This window comes from Vagococcus vulneris (genome assembly GCF_003950515.1).
Classification (GTDB): Bacteria; Bacillota; Bacilli; order Lactobacillales; family Vagococcaceae; genus Vagococcus; species Vagococcus vulneris.
Window position 1 is genome coordinate 42255 of record NZ_NGJS01000010.1, and the last position, 19348, is coordinate 61602.

Here is a 19348-nt window from a genome sequence, read left to right on the forward strand (position 1 = left end):
AGCAGGCTGTGTCCGGACATTATTTGTAAAGATTAGGCAAGTTTAATACCAACCGTTGTTTAACCAAAATGTTTTAGCATTTTCCCATGAACCATAACGATTTTCAACATAGTTATCAGCAACACGTTCTTGATTGGCAGGTGAATGATCACCGTTTAAATAACTAGGATCTAATTGGTAACGACCAATATGATGTCCATTTGTTGCAGAATAGCTGCCGCCAGATTCCTTTTGTGCAATCCATTCTTTCGCGCTTGAAGATTGACCTGCGTAATCGGCTTGGACTGTTTCTTGTTGTTGTGCAGGTTGAACAGTTTGTACTGGTTCGACTGCTTGTTCTGATTCTGTTGAGTCAACTGTTTGTGTGTTTGTAGTTTGAGCATTACTATCTGTTTTGATTGTTAATTGTTGGCCGACATAAATAAAGTGAATATCTTTAATATTATTGTCTTGTGCAATTTTATCGATTGCATTTTTATTGCCAAAGTACTGTGTTGAAATTTCAGACAGTGTATCTCCTGGTTTTACTGTATGCAATGTATCAGCAAATGCTTGAGTTCCAAATAATAATCCGATAGCAAAAGTTGTTCCTAAAAATAAAGTTTTTAGTGATTTCATAAAAATAAGAAAGCTCCTTTTCACAATTAAGTGTTTATAGTTTTAGTGTCGTTCTTATCGACAAACAATACTTTAACACTTAAAAATATTTCTTAGGTAAAAGATTTAATGAATTTTTATGACAGAAAAAACTGAAATTGTTACAAATAGATATTCCACGACATAATTTTAATTTATAGAAAAATATGAAAAAAATACAAATTAATCATATTTTGTATAATTTTAAAACAATGAATTGCTATAATGTGCATTTAAAAGTTTAATAATATTCAAAAATTTAGATTGAAAATAAATAGAATATTACGGCTATTACCAAAATTTCTATAGTGACATCATTTTGACTTTTTATAAACCTATAGTTAATAAAAATATTTTGCTATTTTTTTAGAAATTAATATAATTAAAGGTATAATAGTTAGGCGAGAGGTGGTGATAGGATGATAGTCGATTCTAATTTACCGGTTGAAAGAGACCGCTTGAAAAATAGATTAATTCGTTTAGTAAAAGAGGATAATGATATTGTTGGCTGTTTTTTTGGCGGATCAATTGGAACAAAAAGAGCAGATAACTATTCTAATATTGATGCAAGGATAGTTTTAAGAGATGGAATTAATACAAAGAAAAAACAACTAGATATTATTCATACAATCGGTGAAATTCTTTTCATTGAATCTTTTCGAGAGGATTTTTCGATTATCCATTACGTAACATTTATAAAATTAGATTTGTACGTTTATACGGAATCAACGCTGCAGCCTAGTCTATGGATTAAAGAAATTGATATAGTTAAAGATAATGGACTAATTCAAAGAGTTATGGAATACTCCCAATCAATTCAATACCGTGCATCTCAAGAAGATTTTGATCTATTATTAAATCGATATTATGCAAATTATTTCGAGCTATATCGTTGCTGGAAGCGAGGGGAAATTAACCACTTAGAGTTTATTTCATTAGCAATGAAACAAAGTTTGGTATCACTATGGTATATGGCGAAAGGAATTTGTCCCAATCAATTGTATGATTGGAGCAAATATGAGGGACAGCGATCACAACTCTCACATTTAGAAAAAGCCTTTTTAGCAAGTTATACACCATTAGATATTAAGGAATTGTCAGGATTTACAAAAGAAATCAGTATCTTGATGCTCGAGGTAGCTGAAAAAGTAGCTGTTTATAATAATTTAAATTTTTCGAGAGAAACTTTTCAAAGGGTACATAAAAAAATTAGTTTTTCATAAAGAAGGTTTTAGCCTATAAAAGTGGCAAAACTAGATTAAAGACCAAACCGATTGCTCTGTAGAACACCTCTAAAGTTAGAATAAGATGTCTAACTTTAGAGGTGTATTTTTATGAAAAAAATATAAAATTGAAAACCAAGGTTCTTTAGGATTTTTTTTGATAATGAATGTGGGGTACTTATAGTTCAAAGGTAAACATTAATTTAAAAGTAATTTTTAAATTAATTAAATTAGTTAAATTTCTCCTGTTGCTAAATAAATAGATACAAAAATTTAATAGTAAACAACCTTTTGTTTATAACAGTTATTTCTATTGTAAAATTTAAATGGGGATTATTTATATGAAATGAAAAACACGTTATTTTATTTTTGAAGTAAGCGACTAAAACTCATAATTAGAGAATAAAAGAAGACATTATAATTATCATTGAATTAGTTAATTTATAAAAATTATTTAGGTTTAATTTTATTTTAACTAAAAGATAAGAATCTTAATTTTTCTGATATATCTAAAATTTAAAATAATTATAATAAGAAAAATCATCTGAAAGAATCAACTTTCTTAATTCATAATAGAAATTTTAGTGTTAAAAAATGACTAAATTTTTTATTAAAAATTACAAAATAAAATAGTTAGTTTTTAATTTTTTTATCTGATAAAAAATAATAAAAGTACGTCCAAAGGTGGTGATTTACGCTGCTTCAATAGTTGGAGGTCTAATAATATAGTGTTATTTTTTAGTGCTAATAAAAAAGTTATGTTTTTTAATAGAATGAATAATATAGATCTAAGAAATTTTATCTTGAAATAATTTTATTTATTTTATCTGAGTATAATGTATAGTTAATTTAATAAATAAAATCATTGCTTATTAATATGCATAAGATAGAGAAGGAGCTGTCGCATATGAATTAAATATACTAATCTCTTTATAAGACACTTTGTTAAATGTATTAATTAATTTATTAAATTGCAAAGATACAAACTTTATTTTATAACATTATTAAGAAGATGAAAAATTACTGGTTTAGGTTAGCAATCGTTTAACAGATGAAATTTATGCAGGGCTTTTGAAAGTAGATTAATAAAAAAATTTGTTAAAAACAGAAAGGATGAACATTTACAAATGTCATATTTATCAGATATCGAAATTGCAAAACAAGCAAAAATGAAACCTATTAAAGAAGTGGCTAAGCCTTTAGGTATTGAGGAAGATAGGCTCACTTTGTATGGTAACTATAAAGCAAAAATAGATGCTCATGAGTTAGAGCCTTTAAAAGGAAAAGAAGACGGTAAACTGATTTTAGTAACGGCTATTACACCAACGCCTGCTGGAGAAGGTAAAACAACAACTTCTGTTGGTTTAGCAGATGGTCTTACTAAATTAGGTGAAAAAGCAATAATTGCTTTAAGAGAACCTTCTTTGGGGCCAGTTTTTGGTGTTAAAGGTGGAGCTGCTGGTGGAGGATATGCTCAAGTCGTTCCAATGGAAGATATTAACTTACACTTTACAGGTGACTTCCATGCCATTGGTGCAGCTAATAACTTACTAGCAGCTTTAATTGATAATCATATCCATCATGGCAATGCTTTAGGCATTGATAGTCGAAATATCACTTGGAAACGAGTAGTTGATATGAATGACCGTCAATTACGTCATGTTGTTAACGGACTTCAAGGCTGTGCAAATGGAGTACCACGTGAAGATGGTTATGATATTACCGTAGCATCAGAAATTATGGCTGTTTTATGTTTAGCCAATGATCTAGAAGATTTAAAAATTAAATTAAAACGAATGATTATTGGTTATAACTTTGATGGTCAACCTATTACTGCAGGGGATTTAAAAGCTGAAGGCGCTATGGCTACTTTACTAAAAGATGCGATTCACCCTAACTTGGTGCAAACACTAGAACATACACCAGTAATTATTCACGGTGGACCATTTGCAAATATCGCTCACGGCTGCAATAGTGTTATTGCAACAAAATTAGCTTTAAAGTATGCAGATTATGCTATTACTGAAGCAGGGTTTGGTGCAGATTTAGGTGCTGAAAAATTTATTGATATTAAATGCCGCTTAGGTAACTTAAAACCAGATGCGGTTGTTTTAGTAGCAACAATTCGAGCACTTAAAATGCATGGTGGTGTACCTAAGAAAGAATTAGAATCGGAAAATGTTGAAGCAGTTATGATTGGTCTAACTAACCTAGATAAACATATCCAAAATATTCAAGATGTATATGGAATGCCATTAGTAGTCGCTATTAATAAATTTCCACTCGATACAGATGCCGAATTAGCAGCCGTTGAAGAAGCTTGTAAAGAGCGTGGTGTAGATGTTGTTCTTTCAGATGTCTGGGCAAATGGTGGTGAGGGAGGAAAAGACTTAGCAGAAAAAGTTATAGAACTAACAAAACGTCCTAATAACTTCCAATTTGTTTATGATTTAGAAGACAGTATTGAAGAAAAATTAAATAAAATCGTCCAAAAAGTTTATGGTGGTATAGGTGTAGAAATCGTACCTACTGCTCGTAAACAGTTACAAAAATTAGAAGAGTTTGGATTTGGTAATATGCCAATTTGTATGGCTAAGACACAATATTCCTTATCGGATGATCAAGCATTAATTGGTGCACCAAAAGATTTTAGTGTTACAATTCGAAACTTGAAAGTATCAGCAGGTGCTGGATTTATCGTTGCATTAACTGGTGCAGTTATGACAATGCCAGGTTTGCCGAAATCTCCGGCTTCAGAAAGAATTGATATTGATGCTAAAGGTAATATTACAGGCCTATTTTAAGATTAGGTAGTAATATAAAAATCACTGTAATCTCTAGGATAGATGATAATTTTTCAACTTGGAGTGGAAAATAATTTACTGAATTCTTTCTTTTTTATCTAGTGGAGATTATGAAAAAAATTTAATTTCCTTTTACTCAGCCGTGATTAAAATGAGTAGCTTAGCTTAAAAGAATGATTACTCAGTTGTATCTACTACAGTTTTTGTAATTGTTTAACAAAAAAAGGGATAGGAAAATTGAAGCTTCCATAGCTGATAGCAAAGAATCGATCGTTATTTTAGGTAATACTGTAAAAGATGGCAATTATCTTATACTACTAAAATTTTTGTTAATCTATTCCTGATGAGCACCGGAAATGCATTGTATGCATAATGATGGAAGAAATATTTGTGAATAGATTAATAATTTGTTTGATAGTTCGTATTTTTATCAAGTGATTTAGATGGATGTTAAAGTTTTTTCTATTGAAATCTGTGATATTTAGTTTTTATCTGATATCTTATATGAGTGGGTTTCCGTGCGAATAAAATAACGTATCAGGTTAAGTTGCTTATGAGAAGGGAAACCTTATTAGAAGTGTACTTGATTTATATATTAAGCTAAATCAATAACAGAATTATAAACATAAGTAGGTAAAAACTTTATTTATAAGTAGATGTTTTATTAAAAATAATTTATTAAGCATATATTTTAGGAAGAGAATGTTAACATTTTCTTACACATAAATATTTTAAGAATAACAATTTTTTTAGAGTGTTAATCTCAGAAAGGATCTTTTGAAATGAAAAGAATAACCAGTTATATAATGTTTTAAGTAAAAAATATAAAAAATTTAAAAGCGAACGATTAACATTTGTTTTTAAATAAAATTCGTTAAAAAGTTGACCTCTTTTTTTTTACTTGATAGAATGAGTAAAACGAGAGGAGTTCTGATGATGAATGATATTTATGTTGTATTGGGAAGTATCTCTGATTGGCCAACGATGAAAGAGGCCTGCTTGATTCTTGATGAATTTGATGTTTCTTATGAAAAAAAAATAATTTCTGCCCATAGAACACCAGATTTAATGTTAGATTTTGCTGAGAAAGCAAAAGAAAATGGCGGTAAAATTATTATTGCGGGAGCTGGTGGGGCAGCTCATTTACCAGGAATGATAGCTTCAAAAACAACATTACCTGTTATTGGGGTTCCTGTAGAATCAAAAAATTTAAAAGGCTTTGATTCACTACTTTCGATTGTTCAAATGCCTGGGGGAATACCAGTTGCAACAACTGCCATTGGGAGTGCTGGTGCTAAAAATGCCGGCTTATTAGCAGTTGAAATGCTAGCCATTACTGATGATAAGTTAACAAGAAAATTAACAACTTATCGAGATGACATGAAAGAGGCTGTGTTAGAGAGTGAGGTTCATCTTGACTAATATAATAAAACCAGGGGAAGAAACAATTGGTATTATAGGTGGAGGCCAATTAGGCCAAATGATGGCGCTTAGCGCTAAGGAAATGGGATTTTGTGTAGGTATATTAGATCCTGTTTCAAACGCACCAGCAGCTCAAGTTGCTGATTGGTCAATAACAGCTGATTATGATGATGAAAAAGCTATAAAAGAATTAGTTGAAAAATCCTCGGTTGTGACTTATGAGTTTGAGAATGTGAATGCCAATGTATTAAAAAAATATGTCTCAGAAGAAAAACTCCCTCAAGGAATTCAGATGTTAATTATTAGTAAAAACAGGGAATATGAGAAAGCTTTTTTAAATAAGTTGAACTTACCAATTGCGTCTTATGAGATTATACAAACAGTAGAAGAGTTAAAAAAAGCTGTTCAAAAAATAGGTTACCCCTCAGTATTAAAAACCTGCTTAGGTGGTTATGATGGTAAAGGGCAAATTGTTATTCATGACGAATCAGATATAAATGAAGCTGAAAGATTATTAGAAAAATCTACTTGTGTTTTAGAATCTTGGATTGAATTTGAAAAAGAAATTTCTGTGATTGTTGCAGGAGATAGGAATCATACTTATGAAGTTTTTCCAGTAGCTGAAAATCATCATAAAAATAATGTTTTATTTAAATCGATTGTGCCAGCAGAAGTTTCTTCATCGACTCTTGAGAATGCGCGCCAAATTGCGTTAAAGGTAGCAGAAACCTTAAAAACGCAAGGAGTAATGACCATTGAAATGTTTGTGACAAGGGAGAAAGAGGTAATTGTGAATGAAATTGCACCTAGGCCTCATAATTCAGGTCACTATTCGATTGAAGGATGTAATGTCAGTCAATTTGATTTGCATATTAGAGGAATCTGTGGTTGGCCGTTGCCCAAAATATCTCTATATCAACCAACGATAATGTTAAATTTATTAGGAGAAGAAGTTACTCGTTCTCAAGCTTATATTTCTGAAAAGCCTGACTGGTACTTTCATTATTATGGAAAAGAAGAAATTAAAGCTGGTAGAAAGATGGGACATATCACTATTATGACTGATAACATTAATAAAAGCTTGGAAGAAATTAAAAAAACAAAAATTTGGAAATAGAGTGGGGAGCACAATGTTAGAACGTTATACAAGAAAAGAAATGGGAAATATTTGGACAGATAAAAATCGTTATCAAGCTTGGTTAGAGGTTGAGATTTTAGCCGCTGAAGCTTGGGCTGAACTTGGTGTAGTACCCAAAGAAGATGCAAAAAAAATTCGTGAAAATGCTAGCTTCGATATTCATCGAATTATAGAACTTGAAGTAGAAACTAGACATGATGTAGTGGCTTTTACAAGGACGGTCTCAGAAAGTCTAGGAGAAGAAAGAAAGTGGGTTCATTACGGATTAACTAGTACTGATGTGGTAGATACTGCTTATGGTTATTTATTAAAACAAGCAAATGAAATTTTACGTAGGGACTTAAATAACTTTAAAGATATCTTAGCTGAAAAAGCAAAAGAACATAAACACACTGTTATGATGGGGAGAACTCACGGAGTTCATGCGGAACCAACAACATTTGGTCTAAAACTAGCTTTATGGTATTCGGAAATGGAAAGAAATATTAAGCGTTTTGAACACGCAGCACGTGGTGTTGAAGCTGGCAAAGTAAGTGGAGCAGTTGGAACATTTGCCAATACACCTCCATATGTAGAAAAATATATTTGTCATCAGTTAGGTATTCGTGCTCAAGCTATTTCAACTCAAGTGTTACCTCGTGATTTGCATGCGGAATACTTGGCTTCAATAGCTTTAATTGCAACTAGTATTGAAAAATTCGCCACAGAAATAAGAGGACTTCAAAAATCAGAAATTCGTGAAGTAGAAGAATTTTTTGCAAAAGGTCAGAAAGGATCTTCTGCAATGCCTCATAAAAGAAATCCAATTGGCTCAGAGAATATGTCTGGTTTAGCACGTGTGATTCGAGGGCATATGGTTACAGCTTACGAAAATGTTTCTTTATGGCATGAAAGGGATATCTCGCACTCATCATCCGAGCGAATTATCATCCCTGACTCAACGATTCTTTTAAATTACATGCTAAATCGTTTTGGTGACATTATCAAAAATCTAACTGTTTTCTCAAAAAATATGAAACGTAATATGGATGCAACTTTTGGATTAATCTACAGTCAACGAGTTTTATTAAAACTAATAGATAAAGGCATGTCTCGTGAAGAAGCTTATGATTTAATTCAACCAAAAACAGCTATCTCTTGGAATCGACAAGTCCAATTTAGACCGCTATTAGAAGAAGATAAAAGAATCACATCTATTTTATCTAATGAAGAGATTGATGATGCTTTTGATTATAATTATCACATTAAGCAAGTTAACACAATTTTTGAGCGAGTAAAAATATAGCTCAATCGGTCACGCAAATTCTTCATCAAAGGTCTCTAGTGTGTTTAATTATATCAGAAAATAAAAAATGAATGAAATAGATTAGATGGAAGATTAGATAATAAGAAATTATTGCTGGTTAATGTTTAGTAGGCTAATTTATATGATTTATATCTAATTAGTTTCTTTAATGAGAGAGAGAGCAACTTTAAAATTATCAGATTTTATTTTTAATAACAGAATTTTTCTAGGTGTCAATTAAATATGATAATTGGTGAAAATCGTTTTATTCTTGAGTTTGGTTAATTTTTTGTGATTATTAGGTAAGTTAAATTGCTTAAATAAGAAGAACAATTTCACAAAAAATAGTGAACATCCATCAAGCAAGAGTGAAAGCTCAGAAGAAAGTGGTAAAAATTATTAAAAAGACAGACTTCAATTATAATAATCAAAGCTAATAAAAGAATAAGTTGGAATTGTCAAATACAAGTTCGTCTTTAATTCGAGATTTACTTTAAATTATTGAAGTTATTGTACTATTTTTATTGATGTATTATTGTATTATTTAAGAATAAAAACAAGTAAGAGCCTTTTTGTAGGCTCTTTTTTTGTTCGCTTTTAAGGTATGAAAATAATCTTTTTTCCAAAAATATAAATAAACACGAATAAAAACGAACTATTATAAAAAATAAACGCTATAATGTTAACTAAAAGTTGACTATCAGATTTTGACTTGGTACACTTTGGATGAAAAGTCGAACAAAATTAATATTTTTTTTAAAAACGATCTTAAATAGGAGGTGAATACAAAGTGGTTTCAACTATTTTATATGAAGGTAAAGCTAAAAACGTACATTCAACAAAAAAAGGAAATGAACTTAGGCTGGAATATTTAGACCAAGCAACTGCTTTGAACGGTAAGAGGAAAGATAAAGTTGTCGGAAAAGGTTCTTTGAATAATAAAATTACATCTAATATTTTTTCTTTTTTATCTAAAAACAATATAAATCATCATTGGATAGAGCAACTATCAGAAAACGAACAACTGGTAAAAAAGGTAGAAATTATTCCTTTAGAAGTTGTTCTTAGAAACATTGCGACAGGAAGTTTTGTGAAGCGGTTGGGTGTTGAAGAAGGCTTAGAACTTACTACGCCAATTATTGAGTTTTATTACAAAAATGATGACTTAGATGATCCTTTTGTGAATAGTGATCATATCGAATTTTTAAAAATTGCTACAAACGAAGAGATTCTATTTTTAAGAGAGGAAACACTAAAAATAAATAAGTTGTTACAAGAGTTATTTTTATCAATCAATATTACTTTGGTAGATTTTAAATTAGAATTTGGAAAAGATTGTGATGGAACCATTATTTTGTCAGATGAAATAACACCAGATACTTGTAGACTGTGGGACAAGGAAACAAGGGAATCGTTAGATAAGGACATTTATCGTAAAGACTTAGGAGAAATTGTTCCAATTTATACAGAAATTTTAAAACGATTAAAAAAACGAGGAGAATAAAGATGTTTAATATAAGGGTATATGTAAGTTACAAAGAATCTGTTTTAGATCCACAGGCAGAAGTTATTGAAAAAGCTATGAATCGCTTAAACCAGGGTGAAATTTCTCAAGTAAAAATTGGGAAGTTTTTTGATTTTTATGTAAAAGCAGAGACAAAAGAAGAAGCAATTAAAGCTGCCAAAGCTATTAGTGACCAATTATTGGCTAATGTTAATATGGAAAGTTATTATGTTGAATTATTGGAGGACAACTAAGATGAAATTTGGTGTAATTGTTTTTCCAGGTTCTAACTGTGATATTGATTTGTTTTTAGCAATCAAAGAAGTGGTTAAAGAAGAAGTCGCTTATATTCCTCATACAGCTGATGATTTATCTGAGTTTGATGTAATTCTTATTCCTGGTGGCTTTTCTTATGGCGATTATCTAAGATGTGGGGCTATTGCCCGTTTTTCAAAAGTCATGAGAGCAGTCATGAAATTCGCAAATGAAGGCAAACCAATTTTTGGTACTTGTAATGGTTTTCAAATTTTAACTGAAGCAGGACTTTTACCAGGAGCCCTCTTAAAAAATGATTCGTTGAAATTTGTGTGTAAAACTCAAGAAGTTAAAATAGCAAATAATCAAAGTTTATTTACATCATGCTATAAGAAAGGTGATGTATTAGAATTACCTATTGCTCATGGCGAAGGAAATTATTACTGTGATGAAGAAACTCTAGAAGAACTAAAAAGAAACAACCAAATTATTTTTACTTATGAAACAGAAAACCCAAATGGTAGTTTAGAAAATATTGCTGGAATTACAAATAAAAAAGGTAATGTATTAGGTATGATGCCCCATCCTGAACGTGCTTTAGAAGACTTATTAGGTAGTGATTCGGGTAAAAAAATGTTTGAATCAGTTGTTGATTACGTAAGAAAGGTAAGGAACTCATAATGGTATTTTTACATGAACCAACACCACAAGATATTAAAGAAAAAAAAATTTATGCTGAGTGGGGGTTAACAGATGAAGAGTATCGTTTGATTAGTGTAGATATCTTAGATCGTTTACCTAACTATACAGAAACTGGACTTTTTTCAGTGATGTGGAGTGAACATTGTTCTTATAAAAATAGTAAGCCTATTCTTAGAAAGTTTCCAACTACCGGGCTTCAAGTTCTTCAAGGACCTGGTGAGGGTGCAGGGATTGTTGATATTGGAGATAATTTAGCTGTTGTTTTTAAAGCTGAAAGTCATAATCACCCTTCAGCAGTTGAACCTTATGAAGGTGCAGCAACTGGTGTTGGAGGAATCATTCGTGATATTTTTAGCATGGGTGCTAGACCTATTGCTATATTAAATTCACTTCGTTTTGGGGAATTAATAACAGATAGAACTAAATTTTTATTAGAGCAAGTAGTGTCAGGAATTGGAGGTTATGGTAACTGTATTGGTATTCCTACAGTTGGTGGTGAAATTGGATTTGATCCCTGCTATGAAGGGAATCCGTTAGTAAATGCAATGTGTGTTGGTTTGATTGAACATAAAAATATTCAGAAAGGTCAAGCTAGGGGGGTCGATAATACAATTATGTATGTTGGCGCTAAAACAGGGCGTGATGGAATTCATGGGGCAACTTTTGCTTCAGAAGAATTTACTGCAGGTGAAGAACAACAGCGTTCAGCTGTTCAAGTAGGTGACCCTTTCATGGAGAAATTATTAATGGAAGCATGTCTTGATTTAATCCTAAATCATTCTGATATTTTAGTAGGGATTCAAGATATGGGGGCAGCTGGTCTTGTATCATCAAGTAGTGAGATGGCCTCCAAAGCAGATTCTGGTTTGGAACTTTATTTAGATGATGTACCTCAAAGAGAAACGAATATGACACCTTATGAAATGATGTTATCTGAGTCACAAGAAAGAATGTTGTTATGCATTAAAAAGGGCTCTGAATCACAAGTTATTGAATTATTTAAAAGATATGGCTTAGAATCCGTTAATATTGGAAAAGTAACAGACGATAAACATTACCGTTTATTCCATAAAGGAATTCAAGTAGCAGATTTACCAGTAGATGCTTTAGCAGAAGAAGCACCAGAATATCAAAAAATTATGGCAGAACCAGCTAGAATAAAAGTATTCAGTCAATTGGAAAATTTTGTTCCTGAAATAAAAGAAGCTTCTGATGTGTTAATAAATCTACTACAACAACCCCAAATTGCCTCAAAAAAATTTATTTTTGAAACTTATGACTCTCAGGTAAGAACAAATACAGTTGTAGGACCTGGTAGTGATGCAGCTGTTTTACGTATTCGAGGAACTAATAAAGCTTTAGCTATGACAACAGATTGTAACAGTCGTTATCTATATCTAAATCCAAAAGTCGGTGGCAAGATGGCTGTTGCTGAAGCTGCGAGAAATATTGTTGCAAGTGGTGGGAAACCTCTAGCTATTACGGATTGTTTAAACTTTGGATCACCAGATAACCCAGAAAGCTTTTGGGAACTAAGCACATCAGCAGATGGTATTGCAGAGGCGTGTCGTGAGTTAGAAACACCAGTTATTTCAGGGAATGTCTCTTTATATAATGAAACAAACGGACAATCAATTTATCCAACGCCAGTTATCGGAATGGTTGGGCTAGTTGAAGACTTAACTCATATTACTAGGCAAGATTTTAATGAGGTGGGGGATTTGGTTTATATTATAGGTGAAACAAAAGCTGATTTTAATGGAACTGAAATTCAAAAAATGTTGACTGGAAAGGTTGAAGGTGTGCTAGCTGATTTTGAGTTAGAAGTTGAAAAGAGAAATCAAGATTTGTTATTTGAAAGTATTCAAAAAGGATTAATTGAAAGTGCCCATGATTGTTCAGAAGGTGGCTTAGGAGTTGCATTAATAGAATCATGTTTTAAAAATCGACTTGGTTTTAAGGGGACGTTTCAACAGGAAGCAAATTACTTATTTGCAGAAACTCCTTCTCGTTTTGTTGTATCAATCAAAAGTAAAAATCAAGAAGAGTTTGAATTGTTGATGGGAAGTGTGGCGACATTAATTGGAGAGATAGTTGAAACTCCAAGTTTTAATTTAGTATGTCGTGACCAAAAAATAATCGTTAATATAGATGAGGCCAAAAAATTATGGGAGGAAGCCATTCCATGTCTTATGAGGTAAAAGGATTAAATGAAGAATGTGGTATTTTTGGCATTTGGGGACATCAAGATGCGGCTAAAGTAACCTACTTTGGTTTACATGCCCTTCAACACCGTGGTCAGGAAGGTGCAGGGATTGTTGCTAATGATCAAGGTAAGTTAAAAGGTTACCGTAATTTAGGGTTATTAGCAGAAGTTTTTGATTCACCCGAACATTTGGAAGATTTAACTGGAAAAGCAGCCATTGGTCATGTTAGATACGGAACATCTGGCTCAGGAGGTATTAATAATATTCAACCATTTTTATTTAAGTTTTATGATGGTGATTTTGCATTAGCTCATAATGGGAATTTAGTAAATGCCAAAAATTTACGTCAAGAAGTGGAAAAAACAGGTGGTATTTTTCATTCAAACTCAGATACTGAAATATTAATGCATTTAATTAGAAAAAGTGCGGCTTTAAATTTTAAAGATCGTTTAAAAGAAGCATTGAATCAAATTAAAGGTGGGTTTGCTTATTTGTTACTTACGGAAGATGCGATGTATGTGACTCTTGACCCTAATGCCTTTAGGCCTTTAGCTATTGGGCAAATGAAAAGTGGGGACTATGTTGTAGCCAGTGAAACTTGTGCTTTAGATACGGTTGGTGCAACTTTTGTTCGTGATGTAGAGCCTGGTGAACTAATAACTATTACTGACTTTGGTATGGAGCTCGATACTTATACAGATGAAACTCAGTATTCAATTTGTGCTATGGAGTATATCTACTTTGCAAGACCGGATTCAAATATCAAAGGGGTTAATGTTCATTCAGCAAGAAAGAATATGGGTAAAAAATTAGCAAAAGAATATCCCGCTGAAGCAGATATGGTTATTGGTGTGCCAAACTCCTCGCTTTCAGCAGCAAGTGGTTATGCTGAAGCTAGTGGTATTCCCTATGAAATGGGTTTAATCAAAAATCAATATGTAGGTAGAACTTTTATTCAACCCACTCAGGAACTACGTGAGGAAGGTGTTCGTATGAAACTTTCTGCTGTTCGTGGTGTTGTAGAAGGTCAAAGAATTGTTTTAGTAGATGATAGTATAGTTCGTGGGACAACGATTCGCCGAATTGTTAAATTACTTAAGAATGCGGGGGCTAAGGAAGTTCATGTTAGAATCAGTGCCCCTCCTTTAAAATATCCTTGTTTTTATGGAATTGATATTGAAAATAAAAAAGAATTAATTGCTGCCAATTTAAGTATTTCAGAAATTAAAGATGAGATCGGTGCTGATTCTTTAGATTTTTTAAGTGAAGAAGGTTTAGTTGAAGCAATTGGATTAAACTTAGATGCTCCTTACACAGGTCTTTGTATGGCGTATTTTAATGGTGATTATCCAACAAAGTTATATGATTATGAATCTAATTTATTAGTTGAGCAAGGAGTGTAGAAATGGAGAATGCCTACAAACAAGCAGGTGTAGATGTTGAGGCCGGTTATGAAGTTGTATCTAGAATCAAAGAGTACGCTAAACGAACTGAACGATTAGGTGTTATGGGAGCAATAGGCGGATTTGGAGGATGTTTTGATTTAAGTCAAATTCATGTAAAAAATCCAGTTCTTGTATCAGGAACAGATGGTGTGGGAACTAAACTTCTACTAGCAATCGAAGCAGACAAGCATGACACAATTGGGGTTGATTGTGTGGCTATGTGTGTGAATGATATTTTAGCTCAAGGAGCAACTCCACTTTATTTTTTAGATTATTTAGCAATAGGGAAAAATAATCCCCAAAAAATTGAAGAAATTATTGTTGGTATTTCTGATGGTTGTGTTCAAAGTAATATGGCTTTAATTGGCGGAGAGACTGCTGAAATGCCTGGAATGTATCCTGACGAAGAATATGATTTAGCTGGTTTTTCAGTAGGAGTAGCTGAAAAAGAATCTTTATTAACACCAGAAAAAGTTCAAGATGGAGATGTTTTAATTGGTTTACCGTCAACAGGTATTCACTCTAATGGTTTTTCATTAGTTAGAAAGATATTTTTTAAAGATAATGAGTATACTTTAGATACTAGATTTGATGAATTAGACAATAAAACATTAAAAGAAGTTCTGCTTGAACCTACCAAAATTTATGTTAAAAGTGTCTTACCTCTAGTTGAGAAACAGTTAGTTAATGGTATCACTCATGTGACGGGTGGTGGTTTTGTAGAAAACCTACCGCGAATGTTAACTAAGGATCTATGTGTTGAAATTAATATAGGGTCATGGGATATTCCTCCTGTGTTCTCACTTATGGAAAAAATAGGCAAATTAAAGCCTTCTGAAATGTATGAGATTTTTAATATGGGAATTGGTATGATATTAGCTGTTTCACCCCGAAAAATCGAACAAGTAAAAAAACAGTTAGCACAAGAAAAAGAACATTTTTTTGAAATTGGAAAAGTTGTTTTGAAAGAAGAAAAAGCACTGATTTTTAACGAGGATAACCTATGAGAGTAGCAATTTTTGCCTCAGGAAGTGGTTCTAACTTTCAAGCTTTGGTCGAGAGCTTTAACAAGCATGAAATACCAGGTAAACTAATTTGCTTATTCTGTGATCAAGAGAAAGCATATGTAATTAAAAGAGCACAGAAAGCAAAAGTACCATATTTTGTTTTACCAAAGAAAAAGACACAGACTAAAACTGATTATGAAAAACAAATCATTCATTTTTTAAGAGAAGCAAAAATTGATTTAATTTGCTTAGCTGGCTATATGAAAATTTTAGGTAAAGAAATACTTGAGGCTTATCCTAATCGAATTATTAATATTCATCCATCTCTGTTGCCTAAGTTTAAGGGAGTACACAGTATTGAGCAGTTTTATAACTCTTCTGAAAAAGAAACGGGAATTACGATTCATTTAGTGGATAAAGGAATAGATACAGGACCGATTATATTTCAAAAAAAAATTATCTGCCGAGAACAAGAAAGTTTAGAAGACTTAACGGAAAGAATACATGAATTGGAACATGCATATTATCCAAAAGTTATTGCAAAATTTATAAGGGAGAATGTAGAGAGATGACAATCAAACGGGCACTAATTAGCGTTTCAGATAAAACTAATGTTGTAGAATTTTCAAAAAAATTAAGAATATTAGGTTATGAAATTATTTCAACAGGAGGTACACAACGGGTTTTGGAAGAAGCAGGTGTTGTAACTGTAAATATTGAAGATGTCACGCATTTTCCTGAAATACTAGATGGTCGCGTAAAAACGCTACACCCGATGATTCATGGAGGTTTACTTGGGAAAAGAGGTCTAAAAACTCATATTCAAACAATGAAAGAACATAATATCATGCCCATTGATCTAGTCTGTGTTAATCTATATCCCTTTAAAGAAACATTAGAAACATCGAGCGTTTCTGAAGATGAAATCATTGAAAATATAGATATTGGTGGCCCTAGTATGCTAAGAAGTGCAGGTAAAAATTTTGAAAGTGTGACAGTTGTTGTTGAGGCAAGTGACTATGAAAAGATTTTAGCTGAAATCAAAGAGTTTAAAAATACCACTTTAGAAACTAGAAAAAAATTAGCTGCTAAAGCTTTTAGACACACAGCTAGCTACGATGCTTTAATTGCAGATTATTTAACAAAATCAGTAGGAATAGAAGAACCTGAAGATTTAAATTTAACATTTGAGTTACAACAGTCACTTCGCTACGGAGAAAATGGTCATCAAAAAGCCAGCTTTTATGCTGATAAACAAAGGAAGGCTTACACTATTTCGTCAGCTAAACAACTTCACGGAAAAGAATTGTCATTTAATAATATTAAAGATGCAGATGCTTGTTTACGTATTATTAGAGAATTTGAAACCCCTGCAGCTGTGGCTGTTAAACACATGAACCCTTGTGGAATTGGACTCGGAGAAACTATTTTTGAAGCTTTTAGTTATGCTTATGAAAGTGATCCGGTTTCAATTTTTGGTGGCATTATTGCTTTAAATAGAGAAGTTGATTTAGAAACAGCAGAAAAATTAAGTCATATTTTCTTAGAAATTATTATTGCACCAAGTTTTTCAAAAAAAGCTTTTGAATTACTTAGCCAAAAGAAAAATATTCGTTTACTAATTCTTGATATGACAAATACGTCTGTGGCTGGTGGTAAAGAATATACTTCTGTATTAGGTGGTCTACTTATTCAAGAGCATGATGATATAAAAGAAACTAAGCAAAATTTTGAAGTCATGACAAAACGTGAGCCAACAAAAGAAGAATGGGACGCTTTAATTTTCGCATATAAGGCAGTTAAACATGTTAAAAGTAATGCCATTGTAGTTGCTAATAATCATCAAACACTGGGTATTGGAGCAGGTCAAATGAACCGTGTAGGCTCAGTCCAAATTGCCATTAATCAAGCAAAGGAAAGACTAGATGGCGCTGTTCTTTCTAGTGATGCTTTTTTTCCAATGTCTGATAGTGTTGAAATTATAGGAGAAGCTGGTATTAAAGCGATTATTCAACCAGGTGGTAGTATTAGAGATCAAGAATCTATTGATATGGCGGATAAATACGATATTGCCATGGTTTTTACAAAGGTCAGACACTTTAAACATTAAAAGGAGATAACCATGAAACGAAATATTTTAGTTATTGGTAGTGGTGGTCGCGAACATGCTATATGTAAAAAATTCTTAGACAGTTCTAAAGTAAATCAAGTTTTTTGCGCAAAAGGTAATGATGGTATGAAGATTGACGGTATTCAAGTTGTTGATATTTTAGAAAATAAGCATGAAGAGCTAATAAATTTTGCTAAAGAGAGAAAAATTGATTGGGTACTGATTGGGCCAGAAAATCCTTTAATGAATGGTTTGGTAGATGATTTTGAGGATTCAGGTATAAAAGCTTTTGGACCCAAAAAATCGGCTGCTTTGATAGAGGGGTCTAAGGAATTTGCTAAAGAATTAATGACTAAATTTAATATTCCTACCGCTGAGTATAAGAGTTTTTCTGATTTTAATCTAGCTTATGAATATGTAAAAAATAATTCTCTACCAATTGTGATTAAAGCAGATGGTCTTGCTGCAGGAAAAGGTGTGGTGATTGCTGAAACTTATAAAGAAGCCAAACATGCTTTAAAAGAAATGCTTGTGAAGAACACCTTTAATAATGAATCACCAAAAGTTGTGATCGAGGAATTCTTGGTAGGTGAAGAACTCTCATTATTGTCTTTTGTCAATGAAACTGGCATATATCCTATGGCGACAGCTAAGGATTACAAGGCTATTTTTGATAATAATAAAGGCCCAAACACCGGTGGTATGGGTGCCTATAGCCCAGTAGAATATGTCACAGAAGAGATAGAAGAGAGGGTTCTTGAAACAATTATTAAACCAACTATCAATGGAATGAAAAGTATAGGAACACCTTTTACAGGTGTTTTATATACTGGATTAATATTAACAACTAATGGACCCAAAGTAATTGAGTACAATGCTCGTTTTGGTGATCCGGAAACACAGGTTTTATTAGAAAGACTTGATTCTGATTTGATAGAAGTAATTGAAAGCCTACTTAATAATAAAGAACCGGTGATTAAATGGAAAGAAGCAGGTGTCACTCTAGGTGTTGTTGTTTCTGCTAAAGGCTATCCAAACGATTATGAAACAGATATAAGTTTGCCAAATTTTAAAAAGAATAACACAATAAAAATTTTTTACTCAGGTGTAAAAGAAAAAAACCAAAGATTATTTTCAGATAGTGGTCGAGTTTTTCTTGTTACTTGTAGTGATGTGTCACAAGAAAAAGCACAAGAAAAAGTTTATACGTGGCTTAATGAACAAAACCTATCATCATTTTATTATCGACATGATATAGGTGGAACTATTAAAAAAACAAACTAGCTATTTTTAAAGAGTAATTAATTTATTTTTTATCTGTATAATTTTTGATGTAGATGAAGAAATTTATCTACATCTATTTTTTTATAAAAAAAGAAACATATTAATTTTCCAGGTAAAATTAAATTGACAAAATCAAATTTTAGAATTATTTATTATCTAATTTATCTTTTATTAAAGAAACAACGATTTCCTTATCGACTATGTCTATTCATCTTTTCTAGTGGAATCTTTAAAAACTGATATAGAAGTTTCTAAAACTATAAATATATATAATATTACTTAGTTTTAAAGACAAATAAATAAGCAACAAAAGCCAATTGGCTTTT

At 31.9% G+C, this 19348-nt stretch carries 15 protein-coding genes; 14 read left to right on the forward strand and 1 reads right to left on the reverse strand.

Going from position 1 to position 19348, the window contains the following annotated elements; translation table 11 throughout:
* Window positions 1-42 precede the first annotated feature (42 nt).
* Window positions 43-618: an aggregation-promoting factor gene (apf, locus tag CBF37_RS07835; RefSeq protein WP_125984193.1), complete on the reverse strand. Its 576-nt coding sequence runs from the start codon at window positions 616-618 to the stop codon at window positions 43-45.
* A gap of 437 nt (window positions 619-1055) precedes the next feature.
* Between apf and CBF37_RS07840 the strand changes: the two genes are divergently transcribed.
* From CBF37_RS07840 to purD, 14 genes are all read left to right on the forward strand, one after another.
* Entirely contained in the window at window positions 1056-1859 is an 804-nt protein-coding gene (locus CBF37_RS07840) for a hypothetical protein (protein ID WP_125984194.1), read from the forward strand.
* A 1127-nt stretch (window positions 1860-2986) separates the two neighbouring features.
* A complete protein-coding gene (locus CBF37_RS07845) occupies window positions 2987-4663 on the forward strand; it encodes a formate--tetrahydrofolate ligase (RefSeq protein ID WP_125984195.1) in 1677 nt (558 codons plus the stop codon).
* Between the two features lie 933 nt (window positions 4664-5596).
* Window positions 5597-6085 (forward strand): 5-(carboxyamino)imidazole ribonucleotide mutase, encoded by a 489-nt coding sequence (gene purE / locus CBF37_RS07850; protein ID WP_125984196.1) that lies wholly within the window; start codon window positions 5597-5599, stop codon window positions 6083-6085.
* A 1-nt stretch (window position 6086) separates the two neighbouring features.
* Complete coding sequence (gene purK / locus CBF37_RS07855) at window positions 6087-7202, forward strand: 5-(carboxyamino)imidazole ribonucleotide synthase (protein WP_420824170.1); 1116 nt, start codon at window positions 6087-6089, stop codon at window positions 7200-7202.
* A gap of 13 nt (window positions 7203-7215) precedes the next feature.
* Window positions 7216-8508 carry an adenylosuccinate lyase gene (gene purB / locus CBF37_RS07860; RefSeq protein ID WP_125984198.1) on the forward strand — a complete coding sequence of 431 codons (1293 nt, stop codon included), beginning with the start codon at window positions 7216-7218 and terminating at the stop codon, window positions 8506-8508.
* Window positions 8509-9298: 790 nt separating this feature from the next.
* The gene (gene purC / locus CBF37_RS07865) at window positions 9299-10012 is read left to right on the forward strand and encodes a phosphoribosylaminoimidazolesuccinocarboxamide synthase (protein WP_240626688.1); all 714 of its coding nucleotides are present in this window, start codon (window positions 9299-9301) and stop codon (window positions 10010-10012) included.
* Between the two features lie 2 nt (window positions 10013-10014).
* Window positions 10015-10266, forward strand: coding sequence for a phosphoribosylformylglycinamidine synthase subunit PurS (gene purS / locus CBF37_RS07870; protein WP_125984199.1), 252 nt, complete (start codon window positions 10015-10017; stop codon window positions 10264-10266).
* Between the two features lies 1 nt (window position 10267).
* Complete coding sequence (purQ, locus tag CBF37_RS07875) at window positions 10268-10948, forward strand: phosphoribosylformylglycinamidine synthase subunit PurQ (protein WP_125984200.1); 681 nt, start codon at window positions 10268-10270, stop codon at window positions 10946-10948.
* Window positions 10948-13170 (forward strand): phosphoribosylformylglycinamidine synthase subunit PurL, encoded by a 2223-nt coding sequence (gene purL, locus CBF37_RS07880; protein WP_125984201.1) that lies wholly within the window; start codon window positions 10948-10950, stop codon window positions 13168-13170. Before purQ ends, purL begins: the two co-directional genes overlap by 1 nt.
* A complete protein-coding gene (gene purF, locus CBF37_RS07885) occupies window positions 13155-14579 on the forward strand; it encodes an amidophosphoribosyltransferase (RefSeq protein ID WP_125984202.1) in 1425 nt (474 codons plus the stop codon). Before purL ends, purF begins: the two co-directional genes overlap by 16 nt.
* A gap of 2 nt (window positions 14580-14581) precedes the next feature.
* Complete coding sequence (gene purM, locus CBF37_RS07890) at window positions 14582-15628, forward strand: phosphoribosylformylglycinamidine cyclo-ligase (protein ID WP_125984203.1); 1047 nt, start codon at window positions 14582-14584, stop codon at window positions 15626-15628.
* Window positions 15625-16200, forward strand: a complete 576-nt coding sequence (gene purN / locus CBF37_RS07895; protein WP_125984204.1) for a phosphoribosylglycinamide formyltransferase — start codon at window positions 15625-15627, stop codon at window positions 16198-16200. The genes purM and purN overlap by 4 nt, the downstream gene beginning before the upstream one ends.
* Window positions 16197-17738 carry a bifunctional phosphoribosylaminoimidazolecarboxamide formyltransferase/IMP cyclohydrolase gene (gene purH, locus CBF37_RS07900; RefSeq protein ID WP_125984205.1) on the forward strand — a complete coding sequence of 514 codons (1542 nt, stop codon included), beginning with the start codon at window positions 16197-16199 and terminating at the stop codon, window positions 17736-17738. The genes purN and purH overlap by 4 nt, the downstream gene beginning before the upstream one ends.
* Before the next feature lie 12 nt (window positions 17739-17750).
* Window positions 17751-19022 (forward strand): phosphoribosylamine--glycine ligase, encoded by a 1272-nt coding sequence (gene purD / locus CBF37_RS07905; RefSeq protein WP_125984206.1) that lies wholly within the window; start codon window positions 17751-17753, stop codon window positions 19020-19022.
* Window positions 19023-19348 lie beyond the last annotated feature (326 nt).